General features: G+C 67.6%; 14 protein-coding genes. 3 read left to right on the plus strand and 11 right to left on the minus strand.

The window, feature by feature from the left end; all coding sequences use genetic code 11:
• Positions 1–125: 125 nt before the first annotated feature.
• Together AC07YR_RS00555 and AC07YR_RS00560 are read left to right on the plus strand one after the other, a co-directional pair.
• The gene (locus AC07YR_RS00555; protein ID WP_156037040.1) at positions 126–278 is read left to right on the plus strand and encodes a hypothetical protein; all 153 of its coding nucleotides are present in this window, start codon (positions 126–128) and stop codon (positions 276–278) included.
• Between the two features lie 111 nt (positions 279–389).
• Positions 390–2570, plus strand: coding sequence for an elongation factor G-like protein EF-G2 (locus AC07YR_RS00560; RefSeq protein WP_494732774.1), 2181 nt, complete (start codon positions 390–392; stop codon positions 2568–2570).
• A 10-nt stretch (positions 2571–2580) separates the two neighbouring features.
• Here AC07YR_RS00560 and AC07YR_RS00565 read toward each other — a convergent pair whose 3' ends face one another.
• Together AC07YR_RS00565 and AC07YR_RS00570 are read right to left on the minus strand one after the other, a co-directional pair.
• Positions 2581–3258: an alpha/beta hydrolase family protein gene (locus AC07YR_RS00565; RefSeq protein ID WP_494732775.1), complete on the minus strand. Its 678-nt coding sequence runs from the start codon at positions 3256–3258 to the stop codon at positions 2581–2583.
• Positions 3259–3352: 94 nt separating this feature from the next.
• The gene (locus tag AC07YR_RS00570) at positions 3353–5269 is read right to left on the minus strand and encodes an amylosucrase (RefSeq protein ID WP_494732776.1); all 1917 of its coding nucleotides are present in this window, start codon (positions 5267–5269) and stop codon (positions 3353–3355) included.
• 162 nt (positions 5270–5431) lie between these two features.
• On the opposite strand from AC07YR_RS00570, the gene ligD reads away from it, so the two are divergent.
• On the plus strand, positions 5432–6454 hold the full coding sequence (ligD, locus tag AC07YR_RS00575; protein WP_494732777.1) for a non-homologous end-joining DNA ligase: 1023 nt from the start codon (positions 5432–5434) through the stop codon (positions 6452–6454).
• A gap of 65 nt (positions 6455–6519) precedes the next feature.
• Here ligD and AC07YR_RS00580 read toward each other — a convergent pair whose 3' ends face one another.
• The 9 genes from AC07YR_RS00580 to AC07YR_RS00620 form a co-directional block, all read right to left on the minus strand.
• Positions 6520–7140: an L-threonylcarbamoyladenylate synthase gene (locus AC07YR_RS00580; RefSeq protein ID WP_055806046.1), complete on the minus strand. Its 621-nt coding sequence runs from the start codon at positions 7138–7140 to the stop codon at positions 6520–6522.
• A gap of 91 nt (positions 7141–7231) precedes the next feature.
• Positions 7232–8365: an XdhC family protein gene (locus tag AC07YR_RS00585; protein ID WP_494732778.1), complete on the minus strand. Its 1134-nt coding sequence runs from the start codon at positions 8363–8365 to the stop codon at positions 7232–7234.
• 24 nt (positions 8366–8389) lie between these two features.
• Positions 8390–9127 (minus strand): SRPBCC family protein, encoded by a 738-nt coding sequence (locus tag AC07YR_RS00590; protein WP_494732779.1) that lies wholly within the window; start codon positions 9125–9127, stop codon positions 8390–8392.
• Positions 9127–10374 (minus strand): vWA domain-containing protein, encoded by a 1248-nt coding sequence (locus AC07YR_RS00595; RefSeq protein WP_494732780.1) that lies wholly within the window; start codon positions 10372–10374, stop codon positions 9127–9129. The genes AC07YR_RS00590 and AC07YR_RS00595 overlap by 1 nt, the downstream gene beginning before the upstream one ends.
• Positions 10367–11290: an AAA family ATPase gene (locus AC07YR_RS00600; RefSeq protein ID WP_055806036.1), complete on the minus strand. Its 924-nt coding sequence runs from the start codon at positions 11288–11290 to the stop codon at positions 10367–10369. The genes AC07YR_RS00595 and AC07YR_RS00600 overlap by 8 nt, the downstream gene beginning before the upstream one ends.
• Positions 11287–11901 carry a nucleotidyltransferase family protein gene (locus AC07YR_RS00605; RefSeq protein ID WP_436057600.1) on the minus strand — a complete coding sequence of 205 codons (615 nt, stop codon included), beginning with the start codon at positions 11899–11901 and terminating at the stop codon, positions 11287–11289. The genes AC07YR_RS00600 and AC07YR_RS00605 overlap by 4 nt, the downstream gene beginning before the upstream one ends.
• Positions 11885–12781, minus strand: a complete 897-nt coding sequence (locus AC07YR_RS00610) for an XdhC family protein (protein WP_494732781.1) — start codon at positions 12779–12781, stop codon at positions 11885–11887. Before AC07YR_RS00610 ends, AC07YR_RS00605 begins: the two co-directional genes overlap by 17 nt.
• A gap of 10 nt (positions 12782–12791) precedes the next feature.
• A complete protein-coding gene (locus AC07YR_RS00615; protein ID WP_436057602.1) occupies positions 12792–15185 on the minus strand; it encodes an aerobic carbon-monoxide dehydrogenase large subunit in 2394 nt (797 codons plus the stop codon).
• Positions 15182–15748 carry a (2Fe-2S)-binding protein gene (locus tag AC07YR_RS00620; protein ID WP_436057603.1) on the minus strand — a complete coding sequence of 189 codons (567 nt, stop codon included), beginning with the start codon at positions 15746–15748 and terminating at the stop codon, positions 15182–15184. Before AC07YR_RS00620 ends, AC07YR_RS00615 begins: the two co-directional genes overlap by 4 nt.

Here is a 15748-nt window from a genome sequence, read left to right on the forward strand (position 1 = left end):
CCGGAGTGCCATGTGAGGTAACCGATACACACCGGAAACCTTGCGTCGTTGCCGCGAAACATTGCACCGTTAGGCTCATTCCTACTTGGACACAGCGGTCCACGCAGCGAACGGAAGGACACACCATGATGACTCTTTTGAGCACGTTGACACTCTCCCTTCATTCCGGCTGGAAGGACAAGGACCCGCATGCCGGCGGTGCGGGTTCCATGGGCGCTTTCCCGAGCGGGCAGCTCTCATCCACCCCCTGGGAAGGGTGGTGGCACGACGAACCCTAGCCCCGGAGGCCAGGGCCAGCATCTCCCTCTTGAAGTTCGGTCGCTTCAGGGTGTCGAATCGTCTTACAGAGGCCGCATGGCGGCTCACGACTAAGACGCCTGGAGTTGCTCATGTCGGTAAAAAGCTCAAATGGCCGGTCCAAGAGCCCGGCCCGCGGCATCTCTGATGCCCGGCGGGCGGACGCCTCCGCCGGGGCTCCCGCCGATTCGCCGGAGAAGGTCCGCAACGTTGTCCTCGTAGGCCACTCCGGTGCGGGCAAGACGATGCTGGTGGAAGCGCTGCTGGCAGCGACCGGCGTCATCTCCCGGATGGGATCGATCACGGACGGGAACACCGTCAGCGACGCCGAACCCTCCGAGGTGCACCAACAGCGCTCCGTGGTGCTGTCCGTTGCCCCGCTGGTGGTGGACGGCATCAAGGTCAACCTGCTCGATACGCCGGGCTACGGTGATTTCACCGGCGAACTCCGCGCCGGGCTGCGCGGAGCGGACGCGGCTTTGTTCGTGGTCTCGGCCATCGACGGCATCGACGCTGCCACCACGGCGCTCTGGGCCGAGTGCGACCAGGTCGGGATGCCCCGGGCGGTGGTGATCAGCCGGCTGGACCACCCCCGGGCGAACTTCGAGGCCACGGTTGCCGCCTGCCAGCGCTCCTTCGGCGACTCGGTGGTGCCGGCCTACCTCCCCGTGCGCAGCAGCGACGCAACCACGGGGCTCCTGGGCCTCCTCACGCAGACAGTGTCAGACTATTCCGCAGGATCCGCGGCTCCGCAGGTACGCGAAGCCACCGCGGAGGAGCTCACCGCGGCCGAAGGTGCCCGCGGCACGCTCATTGAGGGAATCATTTCGGAGAGCGAGGACGAGACCCTCATGGACCGCTATCTCGGCGGTGAGGAGATCGACGTCGGCGCGCTCGTCAGCGACCTGGAGACAGCCGTCGCCGGGGGAACTTTCTTTCCGGTGCTGGCAACGTCTGCCGAAACGGGCCTCGGCCTGACCGAACTGCTGGAAATGCTGACCCGTGCGTTCCCTTCCCCGCTGGAGCGCAGCGTGCCGCAGGTAAGCGGCCTGGCCGGCGAACCGGCCGCGCCGCTGGAGTGCGATCCGGCGGGCCCCCTGGCCGGCGAGGTCGTTCGGACCACCATCGATCCGTTCCTTGGCCGCGTCTGCCTGGTGCGGGTCTTCTCCGGCACGCTGCGGGAGGATTCCGCGGTACACGTCAGCGGCCGGGGGCTGGCCGAGCGGGGCCATGAGGACCACGACAGCGACGAGCGGCTCACCCACCTTTACTCCCCGGTGGGCTCCAGCCTCCGGCCCGTGCCCTATTGCGTGGCGGGGGACATCTGCGCGATCGCCAAGCTGGCGAATGCAGAGACCGGCGACACCGTGTCCGCCAAGGAGGCGCCGCTGCTCGTTGTTTCGTGGGACATGCCGGAGCCGCTGATGCCCGTCGCGGTGGAAGCAGCAACCCGCAGCGACGAGGATGCCCTCGCCAAGAGCCTGGGGAAGGTGGCCGCCGGAGACCCCACGCTGCGGGTGGAGCGGAACCCAGAAACCCACCAGCTGATCCTCTGGTGCATGGGTGAAGCCCACGGCGAAGTGGTGCTGGACAGGCTGCGCGAGCAGGGGGTCAAGCTGCAGACCGTCGACGTGATTACGCCGCTGCGGGAAACGTTTGCGGCGCCGGCCACGGGCCATGGACGCCACGTCAAACAGTCCGGCGGCCACGGTCAGTACGCCATCTGCGACATCGACGTGGAGCCCCTCGACCGGGGCGCGGGCTTCGAGTTCGTCGACAAGACCGTGGGCGGGGTCATTCCGGGGCAATACATCGGTTCCGTGGAGAAGGGCGTCCGGGCCCAGATGCAGAAGGGCGTGTCAGCCGGGTTCCCGGTGGTGGACATCCGGGTGACGCTCACCGGCGGCAAGGCGCACAGCGTCGACTCCTCGGACGCGGCGTTCCAGGCAGCAGGTGCGCTGGCGTTGCGGGAGGCGGCGGCCGCGGGGCGGATCCAGCTCCTCGAACCCGTCCTGGCCGTCACCATCAGCGTCGCTGACGACTATGTGGGGGCGGTGATGAGCGACCTCTCGTCCCGCCGCGGCCGGCTGACCGGAACAGCCGCGGCCGACGGCAGCGGTACCGAGATCAGCGCGGAGATCCCGGAGCAGGAACTGCTGCGCTACGCGGTGGAACTGCGGGCACTGACAGCCGGTACCGGCCGTTTCCGGCGCACGTATCTTCGCCACGAGCCCGTACCCCCGAACATGGTCCACACGGCCCCAAGGCAGTGAATTTCCAGCTTCAGGAGTGTGATCTCAGATAGGCCGCGACCGGGGCCGCCACGGAGGCGCCGATCTCCCCGGCCTCACGCTTCTTGCCCGCAACCGCAAACGAATGGTCGCCGCCCTCGTACCAGTGGAGCGTGGCCGTGGGCCCGATCCGGGCCACCACCCCTTCCAGGAGTTCCGGGGTGGCAAAGGTGTCCCGCGTTCCCTGCATGAACAGCATCGGAAGGGTGAGCCCGTAGAGGTGCTCATCGCGCAGTTTCTCCGGTTTGCCCGGGGGATGCAGCGGATAGCCGAGGTAGACCAGGCCGGCCGCCGGCATTCCCTCGGCGACAGCCATGGACGCCATCCGTCCGCCGAACGACTTGCCGGCCGCCCACACCGGACCGGCGTCGGAGTGGGCAGCGGCCCTCGCGGCGGCATCCTCCATGACGGCCCGCCAGGTGGCTATTGCCAGGGGCGGGCGGTCCGGGAACTTCCGCCCGGCCTCGCGGTAGGGGAAGTTGAAACGCAAGGTGGCGACGCCGTCGTCGTTCAACGCGTTGGTGAACCCGGCCATGAACGGGTGCTCCATCCCGGCGCCGGCCCCGTGCGCGAGGACCAGCGTGGCGAACGGGTTCTCCGGCCGGGCGTAGAGACCGGAGACCTGGAGATCGCCGACGCTGATGGTTAAGGGGGACTCGGATACGGGCATGACTCCATCATGCCGGAAATACCTGCGCGGCCGGCACACGGATTCGCGAAGGTCCCGGCTGACCCGTGGCCGGAGCGTGGTCCAATGAACGGGCTCAGCCCAGGGCCGGGGTGACCCGCAGCCAGATGAACTCCTGCGGCCGGAGAGTGATTCCGTCGTTTAAGGCGACCGGGCTGCCCGTGACGATGTCCACTGCCCCGGCCGCGAAGCCGGAGAGTGTCTGCGCCGTGATGCTCTGGTGTGAGTCGCTGAAGTTGGCGAGTGCCAGGACGAGGGATCCTTCGCCTGGCCGCTGGTAGCCCAGGACACCCCGGTTGCTGGTAGTGAAAGGAACCAGCCGCGTTCCGGCAAATTCGGGAGTAGCGGCCCGCACGGAGATCAGGGTGCGGAGCCCTTCGAACACTGCGCCTTCGGGCGTCGTCCGGTCGTGGCGCTTCGCGTACCTCTCGCCAGGGTAGTGGGGACGGTGCACCCACCTGCTGTCCGTGCCGTGGCCCTCTTCGAGGGCGTAGCCGTAGTCATTGAGCTGCCCCACTTCATCGCCAAGGTACAGCAGGGGGATCCCGCCGGTGCTGAAGGCCACCGAGTGGGCGAGCAGGATCCGGTCAACCGCCTGGCCGGTGCCGTGCTCCAGTCCGCAGAGCGACGCCGTCGTGCCGGAGATGCGGCAGTCACCGGTCCGAGGGTTGTCCTGGAAGGGAACGCCGCGGGCGAAGCTGCCCGGGAAGCGGTTCACGTAGAAGGAATTCAGGAAGCGGCGGTGGTCGAAGCCGTTGACGCCCAGCTCCGCGGCGTCCTCGTCCGCGAACGTCCAGCCGATGTCGTCGTGGCTCCGGACGTAGTTGACCCAGGACGTCCCGGCCGGGATGTTGTGCCGGCGCTCCAGCGCCTGCGCCAGCAGCGACACGTCGCGGGTGGCCATCGCCTCCCAGATCAGGGCCATCTGCAGGGGGTTGTAGGAAAGCTGGCACTCGGCGGGGTCGATGTACAGCGCCACTTCGTCGGGGTGGACGATCGCCTCGGATTTGAACAGCAGCGATGGCGCGGCGAGACGGCAGACGGCGTTGAAGGCCTGCAGCAGGGTGTGGGCCTCCGGCAGGTTTTCGCACGGGGTGCCGAGCCGCTTCCAGATGAAGGCCACAGCGTCCATCCGCAGGATGTCCACCCCCTGGTTGGCGAGGAAGAGCATCTCGCCGGCCATGGCCCGGAAAACGTCAGGGTTGGAGTAGTTCAGGTCCCACTGGAACGTGTGGAACGTGGCCCACACCCAGCGGCCGTCCGGCATTTCGATGAAGGAGCCGGGGTGGTCATCCGGGAAGATCTCGCGCACGTTTTGTTCGAAGGCGTCCGGCATGGTGCGGTCCGGGTAGATCCAGTAATAGTCGCTGAACGCCGGGTCACCCGCGGCCGCGCGCCGGGCCCACTCGTGTTCATCAGAGGTGTGGTTGAAAATGAAGTCAACCACCAGGCTGATGCCGTTGGCCCGCAGCTCGGCGGCGAGGTCCCGCAGCTGTTCCATGGTCCCGAGCTTCGGGTTGACGTCACGGTAACTGGAGACGGCATAACCGCCGTCGGAATGCGGTTCCGGCGCCAGGAACAGGGGCATCAGGTGCAGGTAGGTGAGGCCGAGCTCCTTGAAGTAGGGGATCCGGGCGCGGACTCCGTCGAGGTCCTCGGCATAGCGGTCAACGTAGCAGACCCCGCCGAGCATGTTGTTCGACAGGAACCATCCGCTGTTGCGCTCCCGTTCGGCATCCAGTGCCTTGAGCTCAGCCGGGCGGTCGTTCCAGGAACGGGCAGTCTGAAGCACGAGTGCCGTCAGCTGCTCCCGGAAGTCCTGCCGCGTGCCGTACAGGGTGTGGAAGAGCCGGTACAGGTCCGGGAAATGGCGGTCGAAACGGTGGCGGAAGTCGGAGCTGTCCTGACCCTCCGGCATGAGGTCCGTCTGTGCGCCCAGGGCGCTCAGTGCGTGCTGCCACAATGCCTGGTCCACACCAGCGGCTTCAACCATGGAACGGGTCTCCTTCGACGATTTTCGCGGGCACCCGCGGGGGCAACCGGCCAGTTCACATCCTGACAGACCCGCAGGCGCGTGCCCAGTGAGCGGGCCCAAGTTTCTTCGATTCGGACCCCAGCTACTGACGGAGTGGAGCGGGCGGGGTAGGTTGTCACCATGGCGAGCGAATCCACCACCCTCACCGTTGACGGGCCGAACGGTCCCCGCGACATGCGGATCTCGAGTCCCGGCCGTGTCCTTTGGCCCGACCTGGGCCTGACCAAGCTGGACCTTGCACGCTACCTGGCGGACGTGGGAGACGCCTTCATCGCGGCGAACGGCGGCCGGCCCGTGGCGCTGCAGCGGTTTTCGGACAATGTGGACGGCGAGCAGTTCTTCTCCAAGAACCCGCCGAAGGGCACACCTGACTTCATCCGGTCGGTGAAGGTGGTCTTCCCGAGTGCGCGCTCGCATCCCATGCTGGTCCTGGACGAACCGGCCGCCGCCGTCTGGGCCGCCCAGATGAACACCGTGGTGTTCCACCCCTGGCCGTCACTCGCCGAAAACACGGACAACCCGGACCAGTTGCGCATCGACCTGGACCCCCAGCCCGGAACGGACTTCGACGACGCGATCCCCGCAGCCTTGGAGCTGAAGGACGTGCTCGCGGAAGCCGGACTCACCACGTTCATCAAAACCTCGGGGAACCGCGGACTGCACGTCTACGCCCCGGTGGAGCCGACACGTGAGTTCCTGGACGTCCGCCATGCCGTCATCGCTGCTGCCCGTGAACTGGAGCGGCGAATGCCGGACAAGGTCACTACGGCCTGGTGGAAGGAAGAACGCGGCAACCGCGTGTTCGTGGACTTCAACCAGGCGAACCGCGACCGCACCATCGCCGGCGCCTACAGTCCCCGTGCGCTGGGCCACGCCCCGGTGTCGTGCCCGATCAGCTGGGACGAACTGGGCAGCGCCGACCCCAAGAACTTCACGATTCTCACCGTCCCGGACCGGCTAAAGACCGTCGGAGACCCATGGGCGGACATGAAGGATAAACCAGGGAAGATCGACGTGCTGCTCGAGTGGTGGGAACGCGACGTCGGCGCAGGCCTCGGGGAACTGCCATTCCCGCCGGACTATCCCAAGATGCCGGGCGAACCTCCGCGGGTGCAGCCCAGCAGGGCACGCAAGAAGGACTGAGCCAGCCGCGGTGGACGCCTGCCCGTGAGGGCTGCCCCATGAGGGGGTGCCAGGCGAAACAGCGACTACTCGAACCGGGACGGGTCACCCATGCCCCGCCGCACCACTTCCGCCGATCCGCCGGAGAAGTCGATGACGGTCGTCGGCTCCGCACCGCAGTCGCCGGAATCAACCACCGCGTCCACCACGTGATCCAGCCGCTCCTTGATCTCCCAACCCTGGGTGAGCGGTTCCTCCTCGTCGGGCAGCAGCAGCGTGCTGGAGAGCAGCGGCTCGCCCAGCTCGGCCAGCAGCGCCTGGACCACGGCGTTGTCCGGGATGCGGACGCCCACGGTCTTTTTCTTCGGATGCAGCAGGCGCTTGGGCACTTCCTTGGTGGCCGGAAGGATGAACGTGTAGCTGCCAGGCGTGACAGCCTTGATGCTGCGGAACACGTCGTTGTCGATCTGGACGAACTGGCCCAGCTGGGCAAAATCCTTGCAGACCAGGGTGAAGTGGTGCTTGCTGTCGAGCTGCCGGATGGAACGGATCCGGTCCAGGGCGTCGCGGTTTCCCAGCTGTGCACCAAGGGCGTAACAGGAGTCGGTGGGGTAGGCGATCAGTCCGCCGTTCCTCACCAGCTCCACTATTTGTCCGATCGCGCGGGGCTGGGGATCGTCGGGGTGCACGTCAAAGTATCTGGCCATGCCCTGAGCTTATGGCCCGGCGTTGATTTCTGCACGGAGGGCCGCGCCGCTGCATGGTCAGCGGGCGTGGGGCATACGGCTTCGTCGTCGATCAACCGCCCGCCGCCTCGTCATGATGGATCCGTTCCGCACGGGAGCCCAACGGCTCGCCGCTGCCGCCCCATTGCAGGGCGATGATCTCGGCCCCGATCGATACCGCAGTTTCTTCGGGAGTGCGTGCCCCCAGGTCCAGGCCGACGGGGCTGTGCAGTTTCAATAGTTGCTCGTTGCTCAAGCCCGCAGCGCGAAGCCTCTCCATCCGATCGTTGTGGGTGCGCCGGGAGCCCATCGCCCCGATATAAGCGACCGGAGGACCGCGAAGGGCCGCTTCAAGGACCGGGACATCGAACTTAGGGTCGTGGGTCAGGACACAAATCACGGTCCGCTCGTCGAGGAGCCCCCGGGCGAGCTGCTCGGAGAGATAATGGTGCGGCCACGCACGGACCACCTCCGCGGCGTCGGGAAATCTCGCTTGGGTGGCAAAGACGGCGCGGGCGTCACAAACGGTGACCTGATAGCCCAGGAAGGTGCCCAGCCGTGCCAAGGCCGCGGCGAAGTCGATGGCCCCGAAGACGAGCATCCGCGGCCGCGGCGCGTAGCTGGCGAAGAACACGGACATGCCGCTATCGAGGCGCTCGCCGTCAGGACCGTACGTCAGCACCGAATTACGGCCGGCCGCCAGCAGGCCCTGGGTGTCGTCGCCGACGGCCTGATCGGCCCGCTCCGAGCCGAGCCCGCCTTCGAACCCGTCCGGCCGGACCACGAGGTGGCGACCAAGCCAGCCGGGATCCGGGTGCTCTATCACGGTGGCAACTCCCACCGGGCGGGATGCCTCGATGTCCTCACGGACCCGGTCCAGCTCCGCGAAGGACTCCTGCGAAATTGGCTCGACAAACACCTCAATCGTGCCGCCACAGGTCAGTCCGACGGCGAAGGCGTCGTCGTCGCTGACGCCGTAGCTCACCAGCACCGGGCGGTGGTCTGCCTGTACCTGTGTGGCGAGCTCATAAACGGCACCCTCAACACATCCGCCCGAGACCGAGCCGAAGACTTCGCCGGCGGCCGTGACCAGCATGGATGCCCCAGGGGGCCTGGGTGCTGAACGGAAGGTCCGCACCACGGTGGCCAACCCTGCGGTGCCACCCTGCTGCCAGCCCGGCATCATGGCGGCGAGTACGTCACGCATCTTTCCCTGACCTCCGATGCCGGCTCAGGGCCGGCCCGAGCGCAGCCCGGCACGGCGGCCCAGGCGATAGGCACAAAACGCGACGGCGGCCAGCAGCCCTACGAGCTTGCCGGGGTTGCTGAGCTGATCGGTGAGCATTCCCTTGGCCAGCGAAAGGGCGTCCAGGCTGTTGTCCGTTAACGAAGCTGGCGCCGGTTCTGACGGCGGTGCAGACGCCGGTGCAGACGGCGGCAATGGTGCGGATGCCGCGGGGACAGGTGACACAGGAAGAGGCGCCGGCGCCTCCTGCCCGGCACCGCGCGGTGGTTCGCTGGAAGGCTCCGCGAGCAGTGCCTGCAGGTTGGCGGCGAACAGCGCCATCATCTGCTCGGTGACGCCGCCGATGACGCTCTTCCCCATGGCGGCGGCCTTTCCGGACAGGGCCAGGTCGGCGCTGACCGTACCCTGGGTGGAACCTTGCGCCTCGGCCAGATGCAGGGTGACGGTGGCTTCGGCGGTACCTTGGCCGCGGGTTTCCTGCGCCCGGCCCTGGAAGACAGCGCGGTGTTCGTCAGCGTTCCGTTCGAGGACGGACATCTGGCCCTTGTACTGCATCGAAACCGGTCCGAGTTTCACCTTCATCCCGATCTGGTAGGCGTCGTCGGACAGCTTGTTCAGGATCTGGGCCCCCGGAACGCATCCGGCCACGCGCTCAAAGTCCATGAGAGTGTCCCAGACGTCGTTGATGGGAGCGACTACGGAGAATGCGCTGTTTATTTGCATTAGCTGGTGCCCTGCCTCTCTTGTGTTGTCCTGCGTCCGTCCCGGACCGCGGTTGCCACTTCCGCGAGGGCCGCATAGCTGTGCCCGCTGACAAAGGCGTCGCAGTAGGGGAGAGCGGCTGCCATCCCGCCCACCAGCGGCTGGTAGTTCGCGTCCGCCTTCCGCGGGTTGACCCAGACAATCCGGTAGGCGAGCCGCTTCAGGCGTTCCATTTGCGCGGCCACGAGCTCCGGATCATCCTGGGCCCAGCCATCGGAGAGCACAACCACCACCGCACCCCTGGCCAGGCCGCGGCGGCCGTGCGCGTCGATGAACCTGCGCAGGCTCTCCGCGATCTGTGTCCCTCCCGCCCAGTCCGGCGCGCTCGCTGCGGCCCGGGCCAGTGCCTGGTCAGGGTTCCGGACTGCCAGCTGCCGCGTCAGCCGGGTCAGGCGCGTCGAGAACACGAACGCCTCCGCCCGGGCGCCTGTCACCGCCCCCTGCAGTAATGACAGGAAAACCCTCGTGTAGGGTTCCATGGACGCCGAAACATCGCACAGCAGGACCAGCTGCCGCTGACGGGGACTGCGGTGGGCGTAGAAGAGCCTTGTGGCATCGGATCCCGCGCGCCGGGCGGCACGGACGGTGCCCCGGATGTCAAGGCGTGCAGAGCTGTGCGACGACTTGCGGGTCCGGCGGCTCAGGCGCACCGGCGTGGAGAAGGCGATCTCGCGGACGAGCTGGCGTACCCGGGCCACTTCCTCGGCGGAGAGCTCGGCAAAGGACGTTTCGTGCAGCCTTTCCTCCGTCGATGCCATGGCCAGGATGGCGGCGCGCTCAGCACCGGCTTCCCCCTCGGGGCGTTCCCTGCCGGGAAACAGCGCGGGCGGCGAAGCTTTGGGCAGAGCATACGGAGCATTCGTCAGCCCTGACGGCGGGGACGGCCGGAGGCGCGCCCCGGAGCCGATGGCCGGCGGTGCTTTGGCGGGGCCCCTGCTGTCCGCCGGGTCAAGCCGGGCGTCAAACACAGCGGCAAAGACGGCGTCGAAAACGGATATCTGCTCCCGCGAGGACACCAGGACCACGCGGCACGTCCAGTAAAGCGATTCGCGGGCGGAGGGCGGGATCAGGCGGAGTGCTTCGGCCAGCCGAACGGCGCGGTCCGGGGAAGCCGACAGGCCGGCACGGCGCAGCGCCGTGACAAGCCCGGCGGCCAAGGAGGCGGCATCCACTCCAGGCGGGATGATGGCGGCGCTGAGATCAGCCATGGCCGTCCCCGACCAGCCAGGCCGCGCCACGGGCTCCCACGAGCTCCAGGTCGTCCCGGTTCTTGACAATCGAGCCCCAGGTCTTCTCCACGGTGGGCGCATCGAGGTGCGTGATCCCGAGCACGGACAAAGCGGAGACCCAGTCGATGGCTTCAGCGATCCCGGGCGGCTTGGCCATGTCCAGTGACCGCATCTTCGTGATGGCCGACGCTGCCTCCTGCGCCAGGGGACCGGCGCTTCCGGGGACCCGGCGCCGCACGATCTCGGCAATCCGTGCGGGTGCGGGATAGTCGATCCAGTGGTACAGGCAGCGGCGCGTGAGCGCGTCGTGCAGGTCCCTCGTCCGGTTGGACGTCAGGACCACAACGGGCGGATGCGTGGCCCGAATGGTGCCCAGCTCCGGGATGGTCACCGCGGCCTCTGCCAGCAGTTCGAACGTGAATGCCTCGAATTCGGCGTCAGCCCTGTCGATCTCGTCCAGCAGCAGCACGGCCGGGCGCGGTCCGGGATGCTCGATCGCCTGGAGCAGCGGCCGGCGCAGCAGGTACTGCGGCCCGAAAAGGTCCGATTCGTTCAGGGCTGCATCGCGGACCTCAGCCAACCGGATGCCCAGCAGCTGGCGCTGGTGGTTCCATTCATAGAGCGCTTCCCCGGCATCGATCCCCTCGTAGCACTGCAGCCGGAACAGGGGAGTGTCGAGCACGCGGGCCAGTGCCTTCGCAGCCTCCGTCTTGCCCACCCCCGCCTCGCCTTCCAGCAGGATCGGCTGCGGCAGGCGCACAGCCAGGAACAGTGCTGTGGCCAGTCCGACGTCGGCGAGGTAGTCGCCGTCGTCCAGCGCAGCAATCAGCGAGGGAACGTCCGGAACCAGCTGCTGCACGTCCCTCTCCGCACCGCTGCGCGCTGCGTTGCTCATGGTGCCCCCCGAAGCGTGTCGAGCACGCGTTCGTAATCGTCATCGGTGTTGATGTCCAGGGGAATGGTTCCGGGCACAGCTACCTCGGTGACCTCCGACGCGCGCTCCTCGAGGAGCTTCCACACCGCCTTGTCGCCGTGCAGGCCGGCGAGCGCAGGCAGCACGGACCGTGCGAAGGCAAAGGGATGGCCGATTCCGTCGTCGTACCGGCAGACCGCGATGTCGGCCTGCCCGCGTCCCGCCAGCAGCCGGTCCACGTTCCGGGCCATGACCCCCGGCTGGTCCCCGAGCAACAAAACCACCACATCCGTGTCGGGATGAAGCGACTGAAGGGCGGCGGCTATCGACGATCCACAACCGGTGCCGAAGTCCGGGTTGACCGCGACATCGCAGCCAGCGGTGTTCACCCCTTTCAGCACCACGGCGCTCGAGCCGCCCACCGCCAGCACCAGTTGGGCGAAGCCGCAGGCCCGCGCGGTGGCCAGCACGGCGTCGAGCAGCACCCCGTCACCGTAGGGAAGGAGCTGCTTGGGGCGCCCCATGCGGCGGGACCCGCCCGCGGCCAGGACCAGCCCGGCAACACGGGGCCGGGCGTCAGCGGGAGGCGTCATAGCGTTCCGGATCCTTGCGGAATGCTTCGTAGCATCCCAGGGAACAGAAGTAGATTGTGGCGCCGCCGTGCTCGAGGTGGAGCGTGGACTCGACAGCGGCCACCGTCATGCCGCACACAGGGTCAATAGCTGTCTCCGCTGCGCTTTGGACAGGCACCGGGTGCCGCCCTTTGGCGCGTTCGGCAATGAGCTGCGCGAGGATGGACACGGCGATCTCACCAGGCGTGCGGGCTCCAAGGTTTAGCCCTGCCGGGCTGTACACGCGGGAGCGCTGGGATTCATCCACATCCAGCGATGCCAGGACGGCGGCGCCGCGCATTTCGCTGGCAACCAGAGCAACATAGGGCACCCCGGCACGCAATGCGCGTTCGAGGGCCCCTTCTTCCTCCCTGCCGTGGGAGGCGACGATCAGGGCGGCGTCGTCGGCCCGTGGGTCCGCCGCCTGCCCGTCGGTCAGTTCCATCTGCAGGCCGATTCCGGCACCGAGGGACGCCAGGGCCTGGGCCACCGGCGTGGTGCCGACCACCAGGACCCGCGGCGCCGGGATGTGCGGTTCCAGGAAGATCTCGATCGCACCTCCGCTGAGGCAGGGGTTGGAAACCTCGACGGCGCCTTCCTCGCTCCGGTGCGAAGGCTCGCCTGGCACAACACGCAGCAACAGCGGCTCTTGGGCCGAGATGGCCTTCAGGCTGTATTCCCGCACCGAGGCCTCGACGCAGTTTCCGCCCACGAAGCCATCCATTTCACCATTGGACAGGATCAGGGCCGTGTCTCCGGCGTGCGCACTCGTGGGCCGCTGCGCCCGCACCACCGTGGCTCGGACGAACGGCTCCCGGCGGCTGACGAGTTCCGTTGCCCTTGCCGCTAGGGTTTCCGCCATGGCCTGCATGTCAGATCGGTGGCCTTGGGCGGCCCTGCATGGCCTCCCAGACCCGGGCCGGGGTGCACGGCATGTCCATGTGAACCACGCCGTATGGTGCCAGGGCGTCGACCACCGCATTCACAATGGCAGGGGGCGAGCCGACCGTGGCGGACTCACCGATGCCTTTGGCGCCGATGGGGTGGTGCGGCGACGGCGTCACCGTAAAGCCCGTCTCCCAGTCCGGCACCTCCATGGCCGTGGGGATCAGGTAGTCCATGAAGGAGCCGCCGAGGTTGTTGCCGTCGGCGTCGAACTCGATGATCTCCATCAGGGCCATCCCGACCCCGTCGGTCAGGCCGCCGTGGACCTGGCCCTCGATGATCATGGGGTTGATCCGGGTCCCGCAGTCATCCACCGCGATGAAGCGCCGTACTTTGACGTGGCCGGTTCCCGGATCGACGTCGACGACGCAGATGTACGCGCCGAACGGGAATGTCAGGTTGGGCGGGTCATACGTGACTTCCGCGTCCAGATTGCCGTCGACGCCTTCCGGCAGCGTCATGGTGCCGTGGGCGGCCATCGCGATGTCCTCGATGGTCTTCCCCGCGGTGGGGTCGCCTTTCACGAACCAGCGGCCCTTTTCCCATTCCAGGTCCTCCGGACGGGTCTCGAGCATCGCTGCGGCGATCAGCTTCGCCTTTTCCCGCACCTTGCGCGCCACCAGCGCGACGGCGCCGCCGCTGACCGGCGTCGAGCGGCTGCCGTAGGTGCCCAGGCCAAAGGGCGTCTGGTCCGTGTCGCCGTGGACGACGTCGATGTTCTCCGGCGGGATGCCAAGTTCCTCCGCGACGATCTGGGCGAACGTGGTTTCGTGGCCCTGGCCCTGGCTTTGCACGGAGATTCGGACCACGGCCTTGCCGGTGGGGTGCACCCGCAGCTCGGCGCCGTCGGCCATGCCGAGGCCGACTATGTCGAAGTGCTTGCGCGGCCCGGCGCCGACGACCTCGGTGAAGAAGGAGATGCCGATGCCCATCAGCTCGCCCTTGGCCCGTTTCTCCACCTGTTCGCGCCGCAGGTCCTCGTAGCCGGCCAGCTCCATGGACTTCCGCATGGCCGCCTCGTAGTTGCCCGAGTCGTAGACCCAGCCGGTCTTGTTGGCGTAGGGGAACTGCTCCGGCTTGATGAAGTTCTTCAGCCGCAGTTCCGCGGGGTCCATGTCCAGCTTCCGGGCAAGGATGTCCACCATCCGCTCCACCAGGTACACGGCCTCGGTGACGCGGAAGGAGCAGGCGTAGGCCACGCCCCCGGGTGCCTTGTTGGTGTACACGCCGGTCACCTTGCAGTAGGCGGCCTGCAGGTCGTAGCTGCCGGTGAAGATGGAGAAGAAGCCTGCAGGGGTCTTGGTGGGCTGGGCGGTGGCGTTGAAGGCGCCGTGGTCGGCCAGCACGTTGGTGCGCAGGGCCAGGATCTTCCCGTCCTTGGTCGCGGCGATCTCGCCCTCCATGATGTAGTCGCGGGCGAAGGAGGTGGACATCAGGTTCTCGGAGCGGTCCTCCACCCACTTCACCGGGCGGCCCGTGACGATGGAGCCGACGACGGCGAGGATGTAGCCGGGGTAGATGCCCACCTTGTTGCCGAAGCCGCCACCGATGTCCGGGGACACGATCCGGATCTTGTGCTCGGGGATGCCGGCGACGATCGCGAACAGCGTGCGGTGGGCGTGCGGGGCCTGCGTCGTCTCGTAGAGGGTCAGCTTGCCGTTGACGGCATCAAAGTCGGCGACGGCGCCGCAGGTCTCCATCGGCGCCGGGTGCACCCGCGGGTAGACCATCTCCTGGCTGACGACGACGTCGGCGCTCGCGAACAGGGCCTCGGTCTCCGCCGCGTTGCCGATTTCCCAGTCGAAGATCTTGTTGTCCGTCCGGCCCGGGATTTCGTCCCGGATGACGGGGGCGTCGGCGTCGAGGGCCTTGCGCGCGTCGACCAGCGGCGGCAGCACGTCGTATTCGACGTCGATCAGTTCCAGCGCGTCGCGGGCGGCGTACCGGTCCTCGGCCACAACGAACGCGACCTCCTGGCCCTGGAACCGGACCTTGTCCGTGACCAGCACCGCCTGCACGTCGGCGGAGAGGGTCGGCGCCCAGGCGAGCTTGAGGCCCTCCAGGTCCTTGCCGGTGATTACGGCAAGCACCTTCGGGTGGGCCAACGCATTGGTGGTGTCGATCGAGACCAGCCGTGCATGGGCAACCGGAGCGCGCAGGATCGCGCCGTGCAGCATGCCGGGCAGCACCATGTCGTCGATATAGTTGCCCTTCCCGCGGACGAACCGGGGGTCTTCCTTGCGCTGGATGCGGCCGTAGCCGACCGGGCGGTCCGCGTCGCCGGCTGCGGGGTTGCTGTCCCGCTCGTGGATGACAGTCATGCCTTCACCTCTGCGTCTTGGGTTTCCGTGGCGACGTCCTCCACCACGGTGTCGGTGCCGTCGAGGACCTCGTCGGCTCCTTCGCCGGTGGCGGCGGCAGCGGCGGCCGGGTGGGCGGCAGCCCACTGCACCGAGCGGACGATGGTGGCATAACCGGTGCAGCGGCAGATCTGCCCGGAAATGGCCTTGCGGATCTCGGTGTCGTCAGGATGCGGGTTCTTGTCCAGCAAGGCGCGGGCCGTGAGCATCATGCCCGGGGTGCAAAAGCCACACTGCAGCCCGTGCTCCTCCATGAACCCCTGCTGAACCGGATCGAGGGTGCCCGCCGTGGCGAGCCCTTCGACGGTGCGGATATCGTGCCCGGCCGCCATTGCCGCGAGCACGGTGCAGGACTTCACCGGCTGGCCGTCCATCAGCACCACGCATGTTCCGCAGTTGGTGGTGTCGCACCCCCAGTGCGTGCCCGTGAGACCCAGGACTTCGCGGATGTAATGAACCAGCAGCACGCGCGGTTCGATCTCGGAGACGACTTCGTTGCCGTTCACGGTCATGCTGATCTGCAT

It is taken from the genome of Arthrobacter sp. GW460-12-1-14-TSB2 (genome assembly GCF_059423525.1).

Excerpts from the sequence above, each read along its gene's own strand:
- AC07YR_RS00615 (WP_436057602.1), bottom strand. The coding sequence starts at position 15,185 with ATGACTGTCATCCACGAGCGGGACAGCAACCCCGCAGCCGGCGACGCG.
- AC07YR_RS00605 (WP_436057600.1), bottom strand. The coding sequence starts at position 11,901 with ATGACGCCTCCCGCTGACGCCCGGCCCCGTGTTGCCGGGCTGGTCCTG.
- AC07YR_RS00565 (WP_494732775.1), bottom strand. The coding sequence starts at position 3,258 with ATGCCCGTATCCGAGTCCCCCTTAACCATCAGCGTCGGCGATCTCCAG.
- AC07YR_RS00610 (WP_494732781.1), bottom strand. The coding sequence starts at position 12,781 with ATGGCGGAAACCCTAGCGGCAAGGGCAACGGAACTCGTCAGCCGCCGG.
- AC07YR_RS00580 (WP_055806046.1), bottom strand. The coding sequence starts at position 7,140 with ATGGCCAGATACTTTGACGTGCACCCCGACGATCCCCAGCCCCGCGCG.
- AC07YR_RS00600 (WP_055806036.1), bottom strand. The coding sequence starts at position 11,290 with ATGAGCAACGCAGCGCGCAGCGGTGCGGAGAGGGACGTGCAGCAGCTG.
- AC07YR_RS00595 (WP_494732780.1), bottom strand. The coding sequence starts at position 10,374 with ATGGCTGATCTCAGCGCCGCCATCATCCCGCCTGGAGTGGATGCCGCC.
- AC07YR_RS00620 (WP_436057603.1), bottom strand. The coding sequence starts at position 15,748 with ATGCAGATCAGCATGACCGTGAACGGCAACGAAGTCGTCTCCGAGATC.
- AC07YR_RS00585 (WP_494732778.1), bottom strand. The coding sequence starts at position 8,365 with ATGCGTGACGTACTCGCCGCCATGATGCCGGGCTGGCAGCAGGGTGGC.
- ligD (WP_494732777.1), top strand. The coding sequence starts at position 5,432 with ATGGCGAGCGAATCCACCACCCTCACCGTTGACGGGCCGAACGGTCCC.
- AC07YR_RS00555 (WP_156037040.1), top strand. The coding sequence starts at position 126 with ATGATGACTCTTTTGAGCACGTTGACACTCTCCCTTCATTCCGGCTGG.
- AC07YR_RS00590 (WP_494732779.1), bottom strand. The coding sequence starts at position 9,127 with ATGCAAATAAACAGCGCATTCTCCGTAGTCGCTCCCATCAACGACGTC.
- AC07YR_RS00560 (WP_494732774.1), top strand. The coding sequence starts at position 390 with ATGTCGGTAAAAAGCTCAAATGGCCGGTCCAAGAGCCCGGCCCGCGGC.
- AC07YR_RS00570 (WP_494732776.1), bottom strand. The coding sequence starts at position 5,269 with ATGGTTGAAGCCGCTGGTGTGGACCAGGCATTGTGGCAGCACGCACTG.